The organism is Aliiroseovarius crassostreae, assembly GCF_001307765.1.
In the GTDB taxonomy this organism is placed as follows: domain Bacteria; phylum Pseudomonadota; class Alphaproteobacteria; order Rhodobacterales; family Rhodobacteraceae; genus Aliiroseovarius; species Aliiroseovarius crassostreae.
The window spans coordinates 330,822-349,039 of sequence record NZ_LKBA01000006.1; the positions used below are offsets into that span (position 1 = coordinate 330,822).

The 18,218-nt window shown below is 61.6% G+C and carries 17 protein-coding genes; 5 read left to right on the forward strand and 12 right to left on the reverse strand.

Annotated features, from left to right (window positions below; translation table 11 throughout):
• The first annotated feature begins 103 nt into the window (after positions 1 to 103).
• On the forward strand, positions 104 to 2,377 hold the full coding sequence (gene ptsP, locus AKJ29_RS07915) for a phosphoenolpyruvate--protein phosphotransferase (protein ID WP_055189655.1): 2,274 nt from the start codon (positions 104 to 106) through the stop codon (positions 2,375 to 2,377).
• Positions 2,378 to 2,749: 372 nt separating this feature from the next.
• On the opposite strand, the gene AKJ29_RS07920 is transcribed toward ptsP, so the two are convergent.
• Entirely contained in the window at positions 2,750 to 3,241 is a 492-nt protein-coding gene (locus AKJ29_RS07920; RefSeq protein WP_055189657.1) for a GNAT family N-acetyltransferase, read from the reverse strand.
• A gap of 83 nt (positions 3,242 to 3,324) precedes the next feature.
• Between AKJ29_RS07920 and AKJ29_RS07925 the strand changes: the two genes are divergently transcribed.
• Positions 3,325 to 3,930 carry a flavin reductase family protein gene (locus tag AKJ29_RS07925; protein ID WP_055189658.1) on the forward strand — a complete coding sequence of 202 codons (606 nt, stop codon included), beginning with the start codon at positions 3,325 to 3,327 and terminating at the stop codon, positions 3,928 to 3,930.
• 77 nt (positions 3,931 to 4,007) lie between these two features.
• Here AKJ29_RS07925 and AKJ29_RS07930 read toward each other — a convergent pair whose 3' ends face one another.
• On the reverse strand, positions 4,008 to 5,645 hold the full coding sequence (locus AKJ29_RS07930) for a SulP family inorganic anion transporter (protein WP_055189659.1): 1,638 nt from the start codon (positions 5,643 to 5,645) through the stop codon (positions 4,008 to 4,010).
• A gap of 312 nt (positions 5,646 to 5,957) precedes the next feature.
• Here AKJ29_RS07930 and AKJ29_RS07935 point away from each other — a divergent pair, with 312 nt between their 5' ends.
• Genes AKJ29_RS07935 through AKJ29_RS07945 form a run of 3 tightly spaced genes read left to right on the forward strand, consistent with a single transcriptional unit; the run spans position 5,958 to position 8,406 of the window.
• On the forward strand, positions 5,958 to 6,827 hold the full coding sequence (locus AKJ29_RS07935) for an S-methyl-5'-thioadenosine phosphorylase (protein ID WP_055189660.1): 870 nt from the start codon (positions 5,958 to 5,960) through the stop codon (positions 6,825 to 6,827).
• Positions 6,827 to 7,879, forward strand: a complete 1,053-nt coding sequence (locus tag AKJ29_RS07940) for a DUF418 domain-containing protein (RefSeq protein WP_055189661.1) — start codon at positions 6,827 to 6,829, stop codon at positions 7,877 to 7,879. Before AKJ29_RS07935 ends, AKJ29_RS07940 begins: the two co-directional genes overlap by 1 nt.
• On the forward strand, positions 7,876 to 8,406 hold the full coding sequence (locus AKJ29_RS07945) for an adenine phosphoribosyltransferase (protein WP_055189662.1): 531 nt from the start codon (positions 7,876 to 7,878) through the stop codon (positions 8,404 to 8,406). Before AKJ29_RS07940 ends, AKJ29_RS07945 begins: the two co-directional genes overlap by 4 nt.
• Before the next feature lie 520 nt (positions 8,407 to 8,926).
• Here the strand turns inward: AKJ29_RS07945 and AKJ29_RS07950 are convergent.
• The 10 genes from AKJ29_RS07950 to coxB form a co-directional block, all read right to left on the reverse strand.
• Entirely contained in the window at positions 8,927 to 10,345 is a 1,419-nt protein-coding gene (locus tag AKJ29_RS07950; protein WP_055189663.1) for an FAD-binding oxidoreductase, read from the reverse strand.
• A 110-nt stretch (positions 10,346 to 10,455) separates the two neighbouring features.
• The gene (locus tag AKJ29_RS07955) at positions 10,456 to 11,058 is read right to left on the reverse strand and encodes a GNAT family N-acetyltransferase (RefSeq protein ID WP_055189664.1); all 603 of its coding nucleotides are present in this window, start codon (positions 11,056 to 11,058) and stop codon (positions 10,456 to 10,458) included.
• Entirely contained in the window at positions 11,055 to 12,323 is a 1,269-nt protein-coding gene (locus tag AKJ29_RS07960) for a M16 family metallopeptidase (RefSeq protein ID WP_055189665.1), read from the reverse strand. The genes AKJ29_RS07955 and AKJ29_RS07960 overlap by 4 nt, the downstream gene beginning before the upstream one ends.
• A 5-nt stretch (positions 12,324 to 12,328) precedes the next feature.
• The gene (thrC, locus tag AKJ29_RS07965) at positions 12,329 to 13,714 is read right to left on the reverse strand and encodes a threonine synthase (protein ID WP_055189667.1); all 1,386 of its coding nucleotides are present in this window, start codon (positions 13,712 to 13,714) and stop codon (positions 12,329 to 12,331) included.
• 26 nt (positions 13,715 to 13,740) lie between these two features.
• Positions 13,741 to 14,415: an SURF1 family protein gene (locus AKJ29_RS07970; protein WP_055189668.1), complete on the reverse strand. Its 675-nt coding sequence runs from the start codon at positions 14,413 to 14,415 to the stop codon at positions 13,741 to 13,743.
• Positions 14,416 to 14,492: 77 nt separating this feature from the next.
• Entirely contained in the window at positions 14,493 to 15,293 is an 801-nt protein-coding gene (locus AKJ29_RS07975) for a cytochrome c oxidase subunit 3 (RefSeq protein ID WP_055189669.1), read from the reverse strand.
• 68 nt (positions 15,294 to 15,361) lie between these two features.
• Positions 15,362 to 15,934 carry a cytochrome c oxidase assembly protein gene (locus tag AKJ29_RS07980; protein ID WP_055189670.1) on the reverse strand — a complete coding sequence of 191 codons (573 nt, stop codon included), beginning with the start codon at positions 15,932 to 15,934 and terminating at the stop codon, positions 15,362 to 15,364.
• Positions 15,931 to 16,116, reverse strand: a complete 186-nt coding sequence (locus AKJ29_RS07985) for a hypothetical protein (protein WP_055189672.1) — start codon at positions 16,114 to 16,116, stop codon at positions 15,931 to 15,933. The genes AKJ29_RS07980 and AKJ29_RS07985 overlap by 4 nt, the downstream gene beginning before the upstream one ends.
• Complete coding sequence (gene cyoE / locus AKJ29_RS07990; RefSeq protein WP_055189677.1) at positions 16,116 to 17,069, reverse strand: heme o synthase; 954 nt, start codon at positions 17,067 to 17,069, stop codon at positions 16,116 to 16,118. The genes AKJ29_RS07985 and cyoE overlap by 1 nt, the downstream gene beginning before the upstream one ends.
• 142 nt (positions 17,070 to 17,211) lie before the next feature.
• The gene (coxB, locus tag AKJ29_RS07995) at positions 17,212 to 18,108 is read right to left on the reverse strand and encodes a cytochrome c oxidase subunit II (protein ID WP_082392550.1); all 897 of its coding nucleotides are present in this window, start codon (positions 18,106 to 18,108) and stop codon (positions 17,212 to 17,214) included.
• Positions 18,109 to 18,218 lie beyond the last annotated feature (110 nt).

An 18,218-nucleotide genomic window follows, 5' to 3' on the forward strand; every position in this document is an offset into this window, starting at 1 on the left:
CTGCACATATTGCCACGCTGGACAATTCGCCTACCATCGGGCACTCAGGTTCTCAAGGAACACCGCCCAATTGGGCGAAGCCGTGCAAGGGAGAGGCACGACAATGGCAGAACGCCCGCAATCCGACAGTCGCAAGCTCCTGGTCAGCCTGCGCGAAACCCTCGCCGCCGCGTCCGAGGGGCAGGAACGGCTGGACCGGATCACCACGCTGATTGCCGAAAGCCTGGGGGTGGAGGTCTGCTCCATCTACCTGTTTCGTGACGCGGAAACGCTGGAACTCTGTGCCACCGAAGGGCTGAACCCCGAAGCGGTGCACAAGACCCGGCTGCGCATGGGCGAAGGGCTGGTTGGCCGCGTGGCAAAAACCGCAAGCCCGATCAACTCCAAGGATGCCCCCTCGGAAAAAGGGTTTCGCTATATGGCGGAAACCGGCGAGGAGATCTATTCCAGCTTCCTTGGTGTGCCCGTGCAACGGCTGGGCGAAAAGCTGGGCGTTTTGGTGGTCCAGTCGAAAGAGGCGCGCGAATACAGTTCCGACGAGCTTTACGGGCTGGAAGTGGTCGCCATGGTGCTGGCCGAAATGACCGAGCTGGGGGCGTTTATCGGCGAAGGCGCCGCCATGGCCGCCCTGCACCAGCGCCCCGCAACCTTCCAGGGTCAGATCGGCCAGGAAGGTGCTGCAGAGGGCCATGTCTGGCTGCATGAACCGCGCGTGGTGGTCACAAACCCGGTGGCGGATGACCCCGCTGTCGAACTGTGCCGCCTGCAAGAAGCGGTCGAAGAGCTGCGCCTGAAGGTCGACGAACTGCTGGAGACGGCCCAGCGCGGGGCCGGCACCAAGGACAAAGAGCATATGCAGGTGCTCGAAGCATACCGGATGTTTGCCAATTCCAAGGGCTGGATGCGCCGGATGGAAGAAGACATCTCGCGCGGCCTGTCGGCCGAGGCGGCGGTTGAGAAAGAACAATCCGCGGCCCGCGCCCGGATGAGCCAGGTGCCCGATCCCTATCTGCGCGAACGGCTGCATGATCTGGATGACCTGTCAAACCGCCTTCTGCGTATCCTCACCGGTCAGGGGCGCGAAACCGGCGCGGAAATGCCGGAAAACCCGATCCTGATCGCCACCAATATCGGACCGGGCGAGCTGTTGGAATATGGGCGTGGGCTGCGGGGGATCGTCCTTGAGGAAGGGTCCGTCGCCAGCCACGCCGCCATCGTGGCACGATCCTGGGCCATCCCGCTTGTGGTGCAGGCCGGGCGCATCGCCACCGAGGCGCTGAACGGGGATCACATCCTGGTGGATGGCGAACATGCGACCGTGCATCTGCGCCCCGAAGAAAGCATCATTGGCGCGTTTCGTGACAAGATGCTGATGGAAGCTCAGCAACAGGAACGCTACCGCTCCCTGCGCGACAAGCCCGCAAAGGGGCTTTGCGGCACCGAGGTGAAGCTGCATATGAATGCGGGGCTGATGGCCGACCTGCCCAGCCTGGAAAATTCCGGCGCCGAGGGCGTGGGCCTGTTTCGCACCGAGCTGCAGTTTCTGACCGTGTCCAAAGTGCCGCGCCGGGGGGAACTGGTCGACACCTACGCCCGTGTGATGGATGCGGCCCATGGCAAGCGGCTGGTGTTTCGCACGCTGGATATCGGCTCGGACAAGGTGCTGCCTTACATGAACCCGCTGGACGAACCGAACCCGGCCCTGGGCTGGCGCGCAATCCGCGTGGGGCTGGACAAGCCGGGCATGATGCGGATGCAGCTGCAGGCCCTGATCCGGGCGGCGCAAGGGCGCACGCTCACCGTCATGTTCCCCTTCATCGCCCAGCTGGACGAGTTTCGCGACGCCCGTGAAATGCTGCTGTCCGAGGTCGAGCGCGAACGCAAGCTGGGCCATGTGCTGCCCGAAAAGCTTGAAATCGGTGCCATGCTGGAAACCCCCTCGATGGTGTTTGCCCCGCGGCTGTTCTTTGAAATGGCGGATTTCATCTCGATCGGCGGCAATGACCTGAAACAGTTCTTTTACGCGGCAGATCGTGAAAACGAACGGGTGCGGCGGCGCTATGACACGCTGAATGTCAGCTTTCTGAACGTGATCGAAGAGATCGTGGACCGCTGCGCAGAGGTGGGCACGCCGCTCAGCTTCTGTGGCGAAGATGCGGGCCGCCCGATCGAGGCCGCCTGTTTTGCGGCCCTCGGCATGAAACATCTCTCGATGCGGCCCGCATCTATCGGCCCGGTGAAAAGCCTGATCCGACGGATCAACCTGCAAGAGCTGCGCGCCTGTATTGATGATGCCCGCCTGTCGGGGGATCAGTCGGTGCGCGGGGCGGTGGTTGATTGGATTGCGCGCAACCGCCATTCCTTTCAATCCGAATAAGGGGTTTCGACTTTTCCCTGTCTCAGGGTGAGGTCGAAACGCTTTGGCGACACGGATTAACCACTTCTTCACGCACCCGTGGCAGGGTCTCTCCTGAAAGGGGAGGACGTGATGGTTGCCATGATGTTTGTGACGCTCTGCGGGGCGGGGCTGCTGTTTTTATGGGCGGCAAGACGTCAGCTCCCACAGGGGAGAGGACTGGCGAACAAACTGGGACTCGGACTGGGTTTTAAACCGGGCCACGCGGGACGTCACATGGGACGTCACAAGGGAGGCGCGCGCTATGAGGTGCCCGTCAGCGCCTGCACACGCGATCTGCGCCCTCAGCCATCTTACGCCCAGGCACCGAAGGCGCAGTGCGGGCAAGAGCCCTCATTCAGGTCCAAACTTCCGAACCGCTCCCTGAACGCCACGCCAGGCCCCGGGCTGCAATTCCAGCCCCAGAACCCGGTCGGGGTTGGTGGGCGGCGGCATGGTCACATGATCGAGCCGGGTAAAGCCAAACCGACGATAATAGGGCGCATCCCCAACCAGTAGAACCCGCGGCCAGCCTTCCTTGCGGGCCTGATCCAGACTGCCCCGCATCAACAATCCGCCCAGCCCTTCGCCCTGCCGGGTCGGGTGCACTGCAACCGGGCCCAGCAACAGGGTCCGGTACCCACCAATCAGCACCGGCCAGTAGCGGATTGCCCCGGCCAGAATGCCGTCACCGTCGCGCGCAACCATCGACAGGCTGCGCACCGGAGCCACCCCATGACGCAGACGGTAGGAAGACAACGCCTCACGCCCCGGCGCAAAGCAGGTGTCATAGAGGGCTTCCACCTCCCACCAATCCTCATCCCGTTCTACGCTGAGCGTATACACTGCGGCCCCCTCTCCTCTGTCCCTTTCCTCTGTCCCTGCGATGCTGCTAACAAGATCACAGCTCCGAGAAAAGAGAGAAGCGCATGTTTTACGAACCAAAAAACGGGCATGGCCTGCCACATAACCCGTTCAATGCGGTGATCACCCCCCGCCCGATTGCCTGGATTGCCACCCGCGACGCGCAGGGCCGTGACAACCTTGCCCCCTATTCGTTTTTCAACGGGGTCGCCTATGATCCCCCGCAGGTGATGTTTGCCTCAACCGCCGGAAAGCCTGACCGCGATCTGGGCAAGGACAGCTTGGACAATATCAACAATACCGGCGTGTTTTGCGTGCATCTTGTCCAGGAAGATATGACACATGCGATGAATGTCAGCTCGGGTAGCTATGGGCGCGAGGTGGATGAATTTGCCCGCGCGGGGCTTGAGAAAACCGACTGCGAGGTGATCAGCTGCGCCCGGATTGCGGCCGCCCCTGCGGCGCTGGAATGCAAGCTGACCCAGATCACCCGCCTGCCCGGTGCCGAAAATTACGTCTGTTTCGGTGAGGTGGTCGGCGTGCATTTGAATGACGAGTGTATGGTCGATGGGATCTTTGACCCAACCGCAAAGGGGCTGCTCGCACGGATGGGATACCGCAATTACACATTGGTGCGGGATCAGTTTGAACTGAAGCGCCCGGATGAGTGATCTGCCGGTGGATCTTGCACAAAAAAGGGCGCCCCGACCAAACCGGGACGCCCTTTCTTCTGGATCAGAGCGGGGTATTAATGCCCGCCCAGGATCCCCGTTTTGACCGAGTAATCCACGGCAATTTCGTAATCCGGGTCGTCATCGCTATCGACCATCAGGTGCCCCGCCTTGTTCAGCAATTTGTGGCAGTCACGCGACAGGTGGCGCAGCTGGATCGACTTTCCAGCAGCTTCATATTTCACAGCAATCGCTTCGATCGCCTGCAGGGCGGACTGGTCCACGACGCGGCTTTCGGCAAATTCCAGCACCACGATTTCCGGGTCATTTTCCACGTCAAACAGCTCCAGGAACCCCTCCACGGATCCGAAGAACAGCGGGCCTTCGATTTCATAGACCTTGCGATGGCCGTCTTCGTCCACACGGGTGCGGGCATGGATATGCGAGGCGTTCTGCCAGGCGAAGGCCAGCGCCGAAACGATCACCCCCACCACCACGGCCACCGCAAGGTCTTCGTAGACGGTCACGCCGGTCACCAGGATGATCACAAAGGCATCCAGACGCGGCACTTTGGTAAGGATCCGGACAGAGTTCCAAGCGAAGGTGCCGATCACCACCATGAACATCACGCCAACAAGGGCTGCGAGCGGGATCATCTCGATCCAGCTGGAGGCGGCGACGATGAACAGCAGCAGGAACAGGGCTGCGGCGATGCCGGCAATGCGCGTGCGCCCGCCCGATTTCACGTTGATCATCGACTGGCCGATCATCGCACAGCCGCCCATGCCGCCGAAAAAGCCGGTCACCACATTCGACGTGCCCTGCGCGATACATTCCTGCGACGCGCCCCCGCGCTGGCCGGTCATCTCGCCCACAAGGTTCAGGGTCAGAAGGCTTTCAATCAGGCCGATGGCCGCGAGGATCACTGCGTAAGGCAGGATGATCCAGAGCGTTTCCAGCGTGAAGGGGGCAAGCATCGTGCCGTAAAGCCCCTCACCCTCGCCAAACATCCAGTGAAAGCTGGGCAGCCCGCCTTTGATCGAGGCCATATCCCCAACGGTGGGCACGTTGATCCCAAAAGCAATCACCACCCCGGCGACAATACCGATCCCGGCCAGCGGCGCGGGGATGATGCTGGTGATTTTTGGCAGGCCCCAGATGATCAACATGGTCAGGCCAACAAGGCCCAGCATCATGTAAAGCTGGGTGCCGGCAAGCCACGCGTCGGGATTGCCCGGCTGTTTGAACTGCGTCAGCTGGGCCAAGAAAATCACGATGGCCAGCCCGTTCACAAAGCCCAGCATCACCGGATGCGGCACCAGCCGGATGAACTTGCCCCAATGCATGACACCGGCAAAGATCTGCAAGATCCCCATCAGCACCACGGTGGCAAACAGGTATTCCACCCCATGGTCCGCCACCAGAGCCACCATCACCACGGCCAGCGCGCCGGTTGCGCCCGAGATCATGCCCGGACGCCCGCCGATCACCGCGGTGATCAGCCCCACCATGAAGGCTGCATACAGACCCACAAGCGGGTGCACGCCCGCCACGAAGGCAAAGGCCACCGCCTCGGGCACCAGCGCCAGCGCCACGGTCAGGCCCGACAGGATTTCGGTTTTCAGCCGCGACGGTGTCAGCGCGACGCTCGGCGACAGGCGCAGGTCGGGGCGTTCTATACGGGCGGCATAACGGGCCAGAAGAGCTCGGGGCATGGGGTCACCTGATTGGGGCGTTTCGAGGCAAACCTGACACACAGGTTTCTCTTGAAACGTCGACATTATGATATCTCTTGCCGCGTTTCGATTTCTGGCCTGTGCCAGATTGAAATCGAAACGCGTTAAGGATTGTTCGCGTTCAGGCGTTCCTAACGGGGATTGGCGCAAATTGAAACCCCGGCGCGCGCCCCTGTCCCCCTGGATTTGCACGAAAACTGGTGCGGGAGTTGCTGCATCTGCACTGATTCGCTCTTGCACCGCGCCCCCCCTCGGACCAGAGTCGCGCCAGACAGATATGAGGAGGGCAGAATGGACAGGATGATCGGCGTGATCGGCGGCTCGGGCGTCTATGAGATCGACGGGCTGAAAGACGCGACATGGCAGGCGGTGGACACCCCATGGGGGCCGCCTTCGGACGAGATTCTGACCGGGCAGCTTGACGGAGTTCCGATGGCCTTTCTGCCCCGCCACGGGCGCGGCCATGTGCATTCCCCTACCGAAGTGCCCTATCGCGCCAATATCGACGCGCTGAAGCGGTTGGGGGTCACGGATGTGGTTGCGATCTCGGCCTGCGGGTCGTTCCGCGAAGACATGCCGCCGGGGGATTTTGTCATTGTGGATCAGTTCATTGACCGGACCTTCGCGCGGGAGAAAAGCTTTTTCGGCACCGGCTGCGTGGCCCATGTTCCGCTGGCCCATCCGACCTGCGACCCGCTGGGGCAGGCCTGTTTCGAAGCGGCGCGGGCGGCGGGCATCACCGTGCATCGGGGGGGCACCTATCTGGCGATGGAGGGGCCGCAGTTTTCGACCCTCGCGGAAAGCCGGATGTATCGTGAGCAATGGCGCTGTGACGTCATTGGCATGACCAATATGCCCGAGGCGAAACTCGCCCGTGAGGCCGAGCTGTGCTACGCCTCGATTGCGATGGTCACCGATTTCGATTGCTGGCACCCCGACCATGAGAATGTGGATGTGGCGCAGGTGATTGCCACGGTGGGCGACAATGCGGCCAAGGCGCGTGAGCTTGTGGCGCGCCTGCCGAAACTGCTGGGGCCCACCCATGCGCCCTGCCCGCAGGGCTGCGATCACGCATTGGATTTCGCCATCATGACCGCGCCGGACAAACGCGACCCCGCACTGCTGGCCAAACTGGATGCGGTGGCGGGTCGCGTGCTCTGATGCGCAATCAGGGTATTGATATCGCACGGTTTCTGGCCTTTGCCGGCATGGTGCTGGTCAATTTCCGCATCGCGGCCGAGCTGGCCACGGGGGGTGGCTGGGGCGGGGCGGATATCGCGCTTGGCTGGGCCGAGGACTGGCCCGCCACGCTCACCATGTTGATCGAAGGGCGCGCCGCCGCGCTGTTCGTGATCCTTGCGGGGGTAAGCCTTTCGCTTGGATCGGCGCGCTGGCATCTGGTTTTGCGGCGTGCCCTGTTCCTGTTTGCAATCGGCATGGGAAATATGCTGATTTTCGAGGCGGATATTCTGCATTTCTATGGGCTTTACTTTGCAGCGGCCGCCCTGTTGCTGGGGGCCTCCAACCGCAGCCTTCTGTCCGGGGCCGCCCTTTTGGTAGGGCTTGGGGTGCTGGCGCAGATCACGCTGGATTACAATGTCGGATGGGATTGGGACCGGCTGGCTTATGCGGATTTCTGGACCCTCGCGGGCTTTCTGCGCCATTCCCTTTACAATGGCTGGCATCCGGTGTTCCCGTGGCTGGCTTTCTTGCTGTTTGGCCTGTGGCTTGGCCGGCTGAAGCTTGATCACCTGCCGGTCCAGCTGTCCCTGCTGATCGGTGGCGCCCTTGTGGCCTATCTGGGTGAGCGTCTGTCGCAACGCCTGATCGAACTGCCTGAATTGGGGGAGGTTCTGGGCACCGCCCCCCTGCCACCCGGTCCACTTTACATGCTGGTCGCGGGGGCCTCGGCCACCGCGCTGCTGGGCGCGACCCTGCTGATCACCCCGCTGATCTGGCTGTTCCGGGTCGAGCTTCTGTTTGTGGCCCCCGGTCGCATGACCCTGACACTTTACGTCGCCCATATCGTGATCGGCATGGGCCTGTTGGAGGCAATGGGACTGCTGGACGGGCAGATGTCGTCCCCCGGAATATTTGCCTATTCCATTGGATTTGTGACGATAAGCGCATTGTTTGCGCTTTTCTGGTTGCGTAAGTTCCGCCGGGGACCGCTTGAGGCCCTGATGCGCATCACCACCGAGGGAAAGCTATGAAGACCGTCAAAGATTACATCCGCACCATTGTTGATTTCCCGCATGAAGGGATCCTGTTTCGCGATGTGACCACGCTGTTTGCCGATCCGCGCGGGATGCGCATGGCGATCGACCAGATGCTGCACCCCTATGCGGGGCAGCCGATTGACAAGGTGGTCGGGCTTGAGGCGCGCGGCTTCATCATCGGCGGCGCGATTGCGCATCAGCTGGGCACCGGTTTTGTGCCGATCCGCAAGAAGGGTAAACTGCCCGGTGAGACCCATTCCCAGGCCTATACGCTGGAATATGGCGAAGCGGTGGTCGAGATGCACACTGATGCAATCCAGCCCGGTGAGCGGGTCTTGCTGGTGGATGACCTTCTGGCCACCGGGGGCACGGCAGGGGCTGGGATCAAGCTGCTCGAACGTGTCGGTGCCGACATCGTGGGCTGCGCCTTCATCGTGGACCTGCCGGAACTCGGCGGTCGCAAGATCTTGCAGGATATGGGAATGGATGTGCATATCCTGTGCGAGTTTGAGGGGCTGTAATCCGAAAAACCCAAACATCGTGAACGGGTTGTTAAGGTTTGATCATTAGAGAAGGACCTGTCTGTGGAGCAACAGACACTGCTTGTGCACGACGATATTCATCGACCCCGTGCGATGCCCTGCCTTCACCCAAAGGCAGGGCATCACTGTTTTGACCGATTGGTTTGGGCGGACAGTGCCCGTGGTCAGATTTCTACCGCCTGTGTTTGACCGATATGGGAGAAACAGGTGTCTGAGGGGGTCTCCGAGAGGCTTTGCACGGGGTGGGAAAAGGGGCCGGCCTAAAGCGTTTCGACTTATTATTGAGACACAATAATGAGGCGAAACGCTCGAATCCTACTGATGTTGCGGGCGTTTCGAAATCACTTGTGACTCAAGTTTATCCCGAAACGCTTTAGCGGCCTCACCCCGGGATATTTGACACCAGAAAATAAACCTATCCCGGTGGTGTCAGATCCCAGCAATACCTGAAAACGTCCACCATCCTTGCAAGGTGCGCGGCACAGGCCACAACCGGCCGTCAGCCAAGGGGAAACATCACCCCCGGGTTCATGATCCCTTTGGGGTCGAGCGCCTGTTTGATCGCATGCAAGGTGGCAAGCCGCGTCGGATCCGCGTAACGGGCGAGCTCTTCGGGTTTGAGCCGGCCAATCCCATGTTCGGCGGAGAAGGATCCGCCCATTTGCTGGACAAGCTCGTAGACCGCGACGCGAATGTCAGCGGCCTGCGCGGCGTGGTCATACGTCCGCTGCCCCTTTGGCGGAAAGATATTATAGTGCAGATTGCCATCCCCCAGATGGCCAAACGCATTGATGCGAAACGGGCCGAGCTGGGCAATGGCGGCGTCCGCGCGCCGCAGAAAGGCGGGAATTTCCGACAGTGGCAACGAGATATCGTGAGAAGACACCGCCCCCACATGGCGGTTTGCCAGGGGGATTTCTTCGCGCAGTTTCCACAGGGCCGCGCGCTGCGCTTCGGACTGAGAGATGACCCCGTCACTCACCAAGCCTTTTTCCTGTGCCAACTCAAATAGGTGCAACAGCGCCGATCCGGCCTCCTGCCCGCCGCCCAGACCAAGATCTATCAACACCGACCAGGCCGGTGCCTGTGCAAAGGGGGGCGGGCCGCCAAGGCCGGCCTCGGTGAGAAACGCAAACCCGGTGCCGGAGATCAGTTCAAATGCCGAAATCCCCTCACCGATCAGGTCCTGTGCAAGTGACAGGAGGGACAGCGCCTGCACCGGCCCCGGCACCACCAGAAGCGCCGTTGCCTGCGCGCGGGGACGCGGCGCAAGGCGCAGGCTGGCGGCGGTAATCACACCCAATGTGCCCTCGGCCCCGCATAGCAGATTGGTCAGGTCATAGCCGGTATTGTCCTTGCGCAGCCGTTTCAGCCCATGCCAGATCCGCCCGTCCGGCAACACCGCTTCCAGCCCGAGGCAGAGCGCGCGCGCAGTGCCATAGCGCAGCACGTTCACCCCGCCAGCATTGGTGGACAGACAGCCGCCAATCCGGCAGGACCCTTCCGAGGCAAGCGACAGCGGAAACAGCCGTCCTTCCCCTTCGGCCGCAGCTTGCACATCAGCAAGGATCGCACCCGCCTCGGCCACCAGAACATTTTCCTCGGGGTAGATGGCACGGATCCGCGTCATGCGTTCGAGCGACAAGATCACCGGGCGCGCGCAGTGCCCGGCAGGCATCACCTGCCCCCCAACCAGCCCGGTGCCACCGCCATAGGGCACCACCGGCACCGAGGCGTCATGGCACGCCCGGATGATGAGCGAGACCTCTTCCACGCAACCGGGCGCAAGCACCAGCCCATCTGCCCCGCGAAACAGCCCGCGCGGCTCTTCCAGGTAATGTGGGGCGGTCGGGCGAAACGTGGCCTCGAGAAGCTGGCCCCGCAACCGCGCCTCAAACACCTTATCCGCGTCTCGCATCACACCCTCTTTCTTCTTGGTCCAAATACTCCCGCCGGAGGCACCGAGCGCAGCGAGGCCACCAAAAGCACGCCCGAGCGTGAGCGAAATCCCCCCCTGCCCGGCGGGTCTTATCCCACCTGGGTGCGCCCGCGTCGATCCGACCTCAGATTGGCATAAAGGACGTGATTGCGCCAACGCCCGTTGATCTGCAGATAACTCTGCGCCACACCTTCATATTTGAAACCAGTCTTTTCCAGCACCCCACGTGAGGCGAGGTTTTCCGGCAGGCAGCCTGCCTCGAGCCGGCTGAGGTCAAGATCGTTGAACGCGTAATGCACCACCGCATTCAGCGCCTCACGCATATACCCTTCGCGCGCGTAACATTCGCCCACCCAATAGCCCGCAGTGGCGGCCTGTGCCGGGCCACGGCGGATATTGTCCAGGGTGATGGCCCCGACCAGCACCTGATCGGCGCGCCGGATCAGGAAAAGCGGAAGCGCGGTGCCGCTGGCAATCGAACGCCCCGCCCAATAGACCCGGTTGGTAAAGCTTTTGCGCGACAGGTGATCCGCCGCCCAGCTTGGTTCCCACGGGGTCAGGAAATCCTGGCTTGAGGCGCGCAGAGCCGCCCAGGCGCGGTAATCGCCATGGGTCGGCAGGCGCAGCGTCAGGCGCTCGGTTTCGATCCGAACTTTCTTTCGAGAACGGGTCGAAAGCGCGCCAAACATCATGCGGCCTTCCTGCGTTCGCTCAGCGCGGACAGAGGCAGCGCCTTGGCCGCCGGGCCATAGACCGCCATGGCCATCGGGGCGTCAAACGCCATCTTGCGCCCAACCCGCTGGATATCCCCCAGCGTGACCGCGTCGATCTTGGCCACGGTTTCCTCCAGCCCCGGCACCCGGTCCCAGATCCCCAGCAGCCGCGCCATGCGTTCCACCCGCGCCGAGGGGCTTTCCAGCCCCATCAACAGCCCGGCCTTGAGCTGGGTGCGGGCCCGCTCCATCTCGCGCTCGGACATATCCTGCGCCGCCCGGGTCAGTTCCTGCACCGTCAGACCAGCAAGATCGGCGATATCGTCAGACGAGGTGCCGGCATAGATGGTCATCATACCGGTATCATCATAGCTGCCCGCCTGCGCATAGATCGAATAGCACAGGCCGCGTTTTTCGCGCACCTCCTGAAACAGGCGCGAGGACATGCCGCCGCCAAGGGCCGAGCTGAACAGCTGGGCGGCGTAAAACGCCTCATCCCGATAGCTCGGCGCCTCCAGCCCAAGGGTGAAATGGACCTGCTCCAGCCCGTCACGAATTTCGTGCCGTTCTCCCGCAGCCCAGCCTGCCGCAACCTGCGCAGGCGGGGTGCCACGGGTCAGCCCGCCAAAGGTGGCCTCGGCCAGGCGCATGATCTCGTCATGATCCACCGCGCCCGCTGCGGACAGGATCAGCTGTTCGGGGCCGTAATGCTGGGCCACGAACCCGGCCAGATCGTCGCGGGTAAAGCTCTGCACCCGTTCAACCGGACCCAGGATGGTGCGGCCCAGTGGCTGATCGGGGAAGGCAACCTCCTGCAACCAGTCAAAGACCACGTCATCCGGCGTATCCAGCGCCTGACCGATTTCCTGCAAGATCACGCCGCGTTCGGTTTCGATCTCATTCGCGTCGAACACCGGGTTCAGCACGATGTCGGAAATCACGTCAAAGGCCAGCGCCACATCCTGTTTCAGAACGCGCGCGTAATAGGCGGTCACCTCGCGCGAGGTATAGGCGTTCAGATAGCCGCCCACATCCTCGATCGCCTCGGCAATCTCGAGCGCCGAGCGGCGCTTGGTGCCCTTGAAGGCCATGTGTTCCAGAAAATGCGCAATGCCATTCTGGGCCTCGGTTTCATGGCGCCCACCGGCCAGGACCCAGATCCCGAGCGAAGCACTTTCCAGCCCCGGCATGTTTTCTGTCACAACGCGAAAGCCGTTTGCCAGCCGTCCGATTTCAATTGCCATCTAGGTCAGTGTCCAATCTTTTCACGGATCACGGTTTTCAGCGCGTCCAGGTCGCCCGCGACGCGGGTGACACGTTCGCCACGCTCAAACAGGTCGCTCATACGGGGGGGAAGCGGGGCATCCTGCCCGCAGGCCTCTTTCACAGCCGCCGGGAATTTCGCCGGGTGGGCGGTGGCAAGCGTGATCATCACCGTATCAGACATATGTTGACGCGCCACTTTCACGCCCACGGCGGAATGCGGGCAAAGAACCTCACCGGTGGCGGCAAAGCTGCGCATGATCTCAGCCGAGGTCTCGGCTTCCGAGGCACGCCCCGAGGTGAAATGATCCTTCAGGTATTCCATCGCCCCCTGCGAGATGGTGAAGCCGCCGGTGGCAAGGTCCGCCATCTGGCTTTGCACCGCTTTTCCATCGCGCCCATAGGCGTCAAACAGCGCACGTTCAAAGTTGGAGCTGACCTGAATATCCATCGAGGGCGAGATCGACGGGGTCACCTCACCTTTGGTATAGGCGCCGGTTTCCATCGTGCGGTGCAGGATATCGTTCTGGTTGGTGGCAATCACCAGCTGGTCAATCGGCAGGCCCATCTGCTTGGCGATATAACCGGCAAAGATGTCGCCGAAATTGCCGGTCGGCACGGTAAAGCTGACACGGCGATGCGGCGCGCCCACGGCCACGGCGGCGGTGAAATAGTAAACCACCTGCGCCAGCACCCGGCCCCAGTTGATCGAGTTCACACCGGCGAGTTTCACCTCGTCGCGGAAATCGAAATCATTGAACATGTCCTTGAGCCGCGCCTGGCAGTCGTCGAAATCCCCGTCCACGGCAAGCGCGTGGACATTGGCCTCAACCGGGGTGGTCATCTGGCGGCGCTGCACCTCTGAGACGCGCCCATGCGGGTAGAGGATGCAGACATTGACATTCTCAAGCCCGCGGAACGCTTCGATCGCGGCGGAGCCGGTGTCCCCCGACGTGGCCCCGACGATGGTGATCGTCTCACCTCGTTTGGCCAGCGCCACCTGAAACAGCTGACCGATCAGCTGCATGGCAAAATCTTTGAACGCCAGCGTCGGGCCGTGGAACAACTCCAGCAGGAAATGACCCGGTTCCAGCTGCACCAGCGGTGCGCGGGCCTCGTGACCGAAACCGGCATAGGCCTTGGCGATAATTTCGCGGAACTCCTCGTCCGAGAAGCTGCCCTCGACAAAGGGGCGCATCACGCGAAAGGCGGCCTCTTCGTAAGAGACACCCGCCAGCGCAGCAATTTCATCCGTGGTCATGGTCGGGACGGTTTCGGGCACATAAAGGCCACCGTCGCGGGCAAGCCCGGTCAGCATGGCGTCTTCGAAACTCAGAACCGGGGCCTCTCCTCGGGTCGAAACATAGCGCATCTTGATCTTCCTTTAAGCGTGACGCATCAGGCGTTCCGGCGCTTCATACGCCAAAGCGCAAAGCCTGTCATCACCGACCATGTGATTGCCAGCAAAAACCACGTGCCGACATATTCCAGATGGCGGTTGGGGATACCTGCGGCGGTGACGGGCATGGGGATGATCGCCGGGTCGGTCTGCTCCCGCGCAATGATCAGGATCGGATCGGTGCCCAGATGAGCGGCGAGCTTCTCCACGTCGCGGGCAAACCATATGTTGCCAGCGATGTCATCCTCGGGCGTATAGGCGTCGCGCTCCTCGGGCCAGTGCAGGTTGCCGGTGAGGGTCATGGGGGCGCTGGCTTCAAGATCAGGCCGCCCGACACGCACCGGCACAAAACCTCGATCCACAAGAACGCGCCGCCCGTCCGGCATTGCAAAGGCTGAGATCACCCGATGCCCGGCGCCGAAATCGCGGGTAGAGCCAAGGACAAACACCCCGCCCGCATCAAACGCGCCCATCACGCCGACCGGCAGGTATTTGTGATCCTGCGCATTGGGAGTGTCTGGCACGGCCACCGGATCGGCACCGATCTTGGTGTCAATCTCGGCGATCAACGCCTCTTTCCATTGCAGACGTTGTAACTGCCATGTGCCAAGCGAGAGGAATATTCCAAGGACAACAAGGCTGAGCACAGCCGCAAATATGAATTTCCAACGCATGGCCAGGCCTTTGACAGGGAACGGAAAAGGGCGCGGGATCTCTCCCACGCCCAATTAGGACCGAATTGGGGTCAGATTCAACCGCCCCAGATGTAGACGGCGGCGAAGAGGAACAGCCAGACCACGTCCACGAAGTGCCAATACCAGGCGGCGGCTTCGAAACCGACATGGCTTTCGGGGGTGAAGTGGCCCTTCATCGCGCGCAGGCAGCAGATCGCGAGGAAGATGGTGCCGACGATCACGTGGAAGCCGTGGAAGCCGGTCGCCATGAAGAAGTTCACGCCATAGATATTGCCGGAGAAGCCAAAGGCGGCGTGGCTGTATTCATAGGCCTGGAACATGGTGAAGATCGCGCCCAAGAGCACCGCAATGGCCAGACCGTTGACCAGATCTTTGCGGTTGTTTTCATGGGCAATTGCGTGGTGCGCCCAGGTCACGGCGGCGCCTGACAGAAGCAAGATCAGCGTGTTGATCAGCGGCAGGTGCCACGGATCGAAGGTTTCAATGCCTGCGGGCGGCCAGACGCCATCCACCTTGGGCGACCCTTCGGTCATCGGGTAAAGCGCGTGTTTGAAGAAGGACCAGAACCAGGCCGAGAAGAACATCACCTCGGACATGATGAAAAGGATCACGCCGTAACGAAGCCCGATTTTCACCACCGGGGTGTGATCGCCGGTCTGCCCTTCATGCACCACGTCCGACCACCAGGCGAACATGACATAAAGCACGCCGAGGAACCCCACGGCAAACAGCATCCAGCTGCCCTCTGCCATCCATTTCACCGCGCCAAACAGCATGACAAACGCCGCCACCGCACCGAGGAACGGATTCACCGAGGGCGGCAGAATGTGATAATCGTGGTTCTTTGCATGTGCCATTTTTCGTTCAGGTCCCTATTGCTCCGGGCATGTATCAGCCCCGTTTTGTCCGGTCTGTTGTCCAGACCCTAATTGCCTGCGCTCGCGTCGGTTGCCAGTCTCGCAACCTCTTCCGGCAGGTCGGTTTCGTGAAAGGTGTAGGAAAGCGTGATCGCCTTGACGAACTTGCCCTCGCGGTCCTTGGTGAGTTCGGGGTCGACATAGAAGGTGACCGGCATGGTCACGCGTTCGCCCGGTTGCAGCACCTGCTGCTCAAAGCAGAAACAGTCGATCTTGGTGAAAAAGCCCCCGGCCGCATATGGCGCGACGTTATAGCTGGCGGTGCCGGCGATGGGGCGGTCGGTCGGGTTGTAGGCCTCGTAAAAGGCCAGTCCCGTTTCGCCGATCCTGATCCGCATGTCATGCTGGACCGGCTTGAATTCCCATGGCATTCCGCGTTCCAGAGAGGCATCAAAGCGCACCAGGATCTCCTGATCCAGCACCACGTCCGATCCCTGCTCTGCCACGCTGGTGGCGCCGCCAAACCCCGTGACCCGGCAAAACCAGTCGTAAAACGGCACCGATGCCCAGGCGAGTGATCCCATCACGATCACCACACCGACCATCTTGGCTGCTGTTTTCTGGGGCGCGGTCAGGCTCATTCAGATGCCTCCGCAGCTGAAGATTTTGCGGCAGCGTTTGCGGGCGCGGGTTTATAAAGCTCCGAGGTTTTCACCACGGTGATCCCATAGACCAGCACAACAAAACCGATCAGCACAGCGCCCAGCCCCATATTGCGGCCAAAGCGGCGTTTGTGCAGGTCGTGGTCAGGTTTGAACGTCATCAGCCCCAGCCTCCCAATCCGTAAGGTTTCAGCCCTGCTTCGATCAGAAGGGCGCCATAATGGGCAAAAAGGTAAAGCAGCGACAGTTTGAACAGGCCGCGCTCGGCTTTGTGTTTATCCGCATCCGATGCGGTGTCGTCGCGGCGGAACACCTCCCAGGCGCCCTTGATGAACATGGCGTTCAGCACCACGGCCACCGCCATGTAAACCGGCCCGCCGATCGAGGTCAGGCCAAGCGCGATGGCGACGATCGCCAGCACCAGCGTATAGCCAAGGATATGGGCGCGGGTGGTCTTGCGCCCATGGGTCACGGTCAACATCGGCACGCCCGCATTGGCATAATCGCCCTTGGTAAACAGCGCCAGCGCCCAGAAATGCGGCGGGGTCCAGGCAAAGGTCAGGGCAAACATCAGCACGCTTTCAACCGACACGCCCCCAGTGGCCACTGCCCAGCCGATCATCGGAGGAAAAGCGCCCGCGGCGCCGCCGATCACGATATTCTGCGGCGTCCAGCGCTTGAGCCACATCGTATAGATCGCCACGTAGAAAAAGATCGTGAAGGCCAGCAGGAACCCGGCCATGAAATTGGCCGTAAGTGCCAGAAAAACGCAGGCAAAGACCGACAGGGTCATGCCCAGCGCAAAAGCCTCGCCTTCGCTCACACGCCCCGATGGGATCGGGCGTGACTGGGTCCGGCGCATTTTGCGGTCGATATCGGCATCCCACCACATGTTCAGCGCGCCCGACGCGCCGCCGCCGACGGCAATGAACAGGATCGAGGCAAAGGCAATCAGCGGATGCACCCCGTTCGGGGCCACCACAAGACCTACGAAGGCGGTGAACACCACCAGCGACATGACCCGCGGCTTCAAAAGCGCAAAATAATCACCGAACCCCGCATCACCGGTCTGGGAAGGGGCCTGAAGGTTGCTGTTGATACTTGCGTCGCTCATCTGTCCTCACTCTTGGCGGGCCGTCCCTCTGCGCTTGCCTTTGGTCACGGGTGGTCCCGGACGTTCAGGCGGGAGGGGGCGGCGGGCGGATCGGGTAAAAGGGGGCAAGCGGCATCCATTGGCCGCACGCCCGCGCAATGTCTTACTCGGCTGACGCCACCTGCACCCCGGATTGGGCGGCGGGAAGGCTGTCGGGATTGCCGGCATATTCCGCCACGGCGCCTTTCAGCCAGGCGTCATATTCCTCGGCGGTGACGGCTTTCACCGTGATCGGCATATAGGCGTGATCCTTGCCGCAAAGTTCCGAACACTGGCCGAAATAGATGCCCTCATTGCCCGGTTCCACTTCGAACCACAGCTCAGCCAGACGGCCCGGAACCGCATCCTGTTTCACGCCAAAGGCGGGGATGGTCCAGCTGTGGATCACGTCTGCCCCGGTCACCTGCATCACAACCTTCTTGCCGGTCGGCACCACGACGGCGGTATCGGTGGCCAGCAGGTAATCGCTTTGCTTGTAGCCATGTTCCTCAAGCGCGGATTTATCGAGCAGGAAGCTGTCAAAGCCAAACTCGTGCTCGGGATATTCATAGCCCCAGTACCACTGATACCCGGTCACCTTGATCACCACGTCCCCTTCGGGAATCACCTGTTGCTTGAACAGCACCGGCAGCGAAAAGGCCCCGATGAAGACCAGGATGATCACCGGAATGATCGTCCAGGCGATTTCGATCGGGGTGTTATGGGTAAAGGTTGCAGGCTCCGGGTTGGCGCGGCGGTTGAAGCGCAGGATGCACCAAATCAGCAGGGCCGTGACAAAAAGGGCAATGGCAACAATGATGTAAAGCAGCATCTCATCCAGGCCCTGAGTGGCCTGAGCGATATTGGTGGCGGCAGGCTGGAACCCCGTGGCGCCATCCACCGGCTTGCCGATCACTTCCAGATTGTCCGGCAGAACGTCCTGGGCCGATGCCCCGGTTGCGGTCAAGGTGGCGGCCAGAACGGCAGTTGCAGTGGCCTTCATGCTGCTGAAACGCTTCATATGTCTTTTCATCCCTGTTCGGGGGTTTGCCGCATGTCACCTCGGCCCCACCCGGATCGTTTTCTGGACAATGGCTCTCCCTCGGTGCTCTCGCTGACACGTCGCCCTTC

Coding starts and splice junctions, on each gene's coding strand:
- ptsP (WP_055189655.1), top strand. CDS start 104: ATGGCAGAACGCCCGCAATCCGACAGTCGCAAGCTCCTGGTCAGCCTG.
- AKJ29_RS07925 (WP_055189658.1), top strand. CDS start 3,325: ATGTTTTACGAACCAAAAAACGGGCATGGCCTGCCACATAACCCGTTC.
- AKJ29_RS07930 (WP_055189659.1), bottom strand. CDS start 5,645: ATGCCCCGAGCTCTTCTGGCCCGTTATGCCGCCCGTATAGAACGCCCC.
- AKJ29_RS07935 (WP_055189660.1), top strand. CDS start 5,958: ATGGACAGGATGATCGGCGTGATCGGCGGCTCGGGCGTCTATGAGATC.
- AKJ29_RS07940 (WP_055189661.1), top strand. CDS start 6,827: ATGCGCAATCAGGGTATTGATATCGCACGGTTTCTGGCCTTTGCCGGC.
- AKJ29_RS07945 (WP_055189662.1), top strand. CDS start 7,876: ATGAAGACCGTCAAAGATTACATCCGCACCATTGTTGATTTCCCGCAT.
- AKJ29_RS07950 (WP_055189663.1), bottom strand. CDS start 10,345: ATGCGAGACGCGGATAAGGTGTTTGAGGCGCGGTTGCGGGGCCAGCTT.
- AKJ29_RS07955 (WP_055189664.1), bottom strand. CDS start 11,058: ATGATGTTTGGCGCGCTTTCGACCCGTTCTCGAAAGAAAGTTCGGATC.
- AKJ29_RS07960 (WP_055189665.1), bottom strand. CDS start 12,323: ATGGCAATTGAAATCGGACGGCTGGCAAACGGCTTTCGCGTTGTGACA.
- thrC (WP_055189667.1), bottom strand. CDS start 13,714: ATGCGCTATGTTTCGACCCGAGGAGAGGCCCCGGTTCTGAGTTTCGAA.
- AKJ29_RS07970 (WP_055189668.1), bottom strand. CDS start 14,415: ATGCGTTGGAAATTCATATTTGCGGCTGTGCTCAGCCTTGTTGTCCTT.
- AKJ29_RS07975 (WP_055189669.1), bottom strand. CDS start 15,293: ATGGCACATGCAAAGAACCACGATTATCACATTCTGCCGCCCTCGGTG.
- AKJ29_RS07980 (WP_055189670.1), bottom strand. CDS start 15,934: ATGAGCCTGACCGCGCCCCAGAAAACAGCAGCCAAGATGGTCGGTGTG.
- AKJ29_RS07985 (WP_055189672.1), bottom strand. CDS start 16,116: ATGACGTTCAAACCTGACCACGACCTGCACAAACGCCGCTTTGGCCGC.
- cyoE (WP_055189677.1), bottom strand. CDS start 17,069: ATGAGCGACGCAAGTATCAACAGCAACCTTCAGGCCCCTTCCCAGACC.
- coxB (WP_082392550.1), bottom strand. CDS start 18,108: ATGAAGCGTTTCAGCAGCATGAAGGCCACTGCAACTGCCGTTCTGGCC.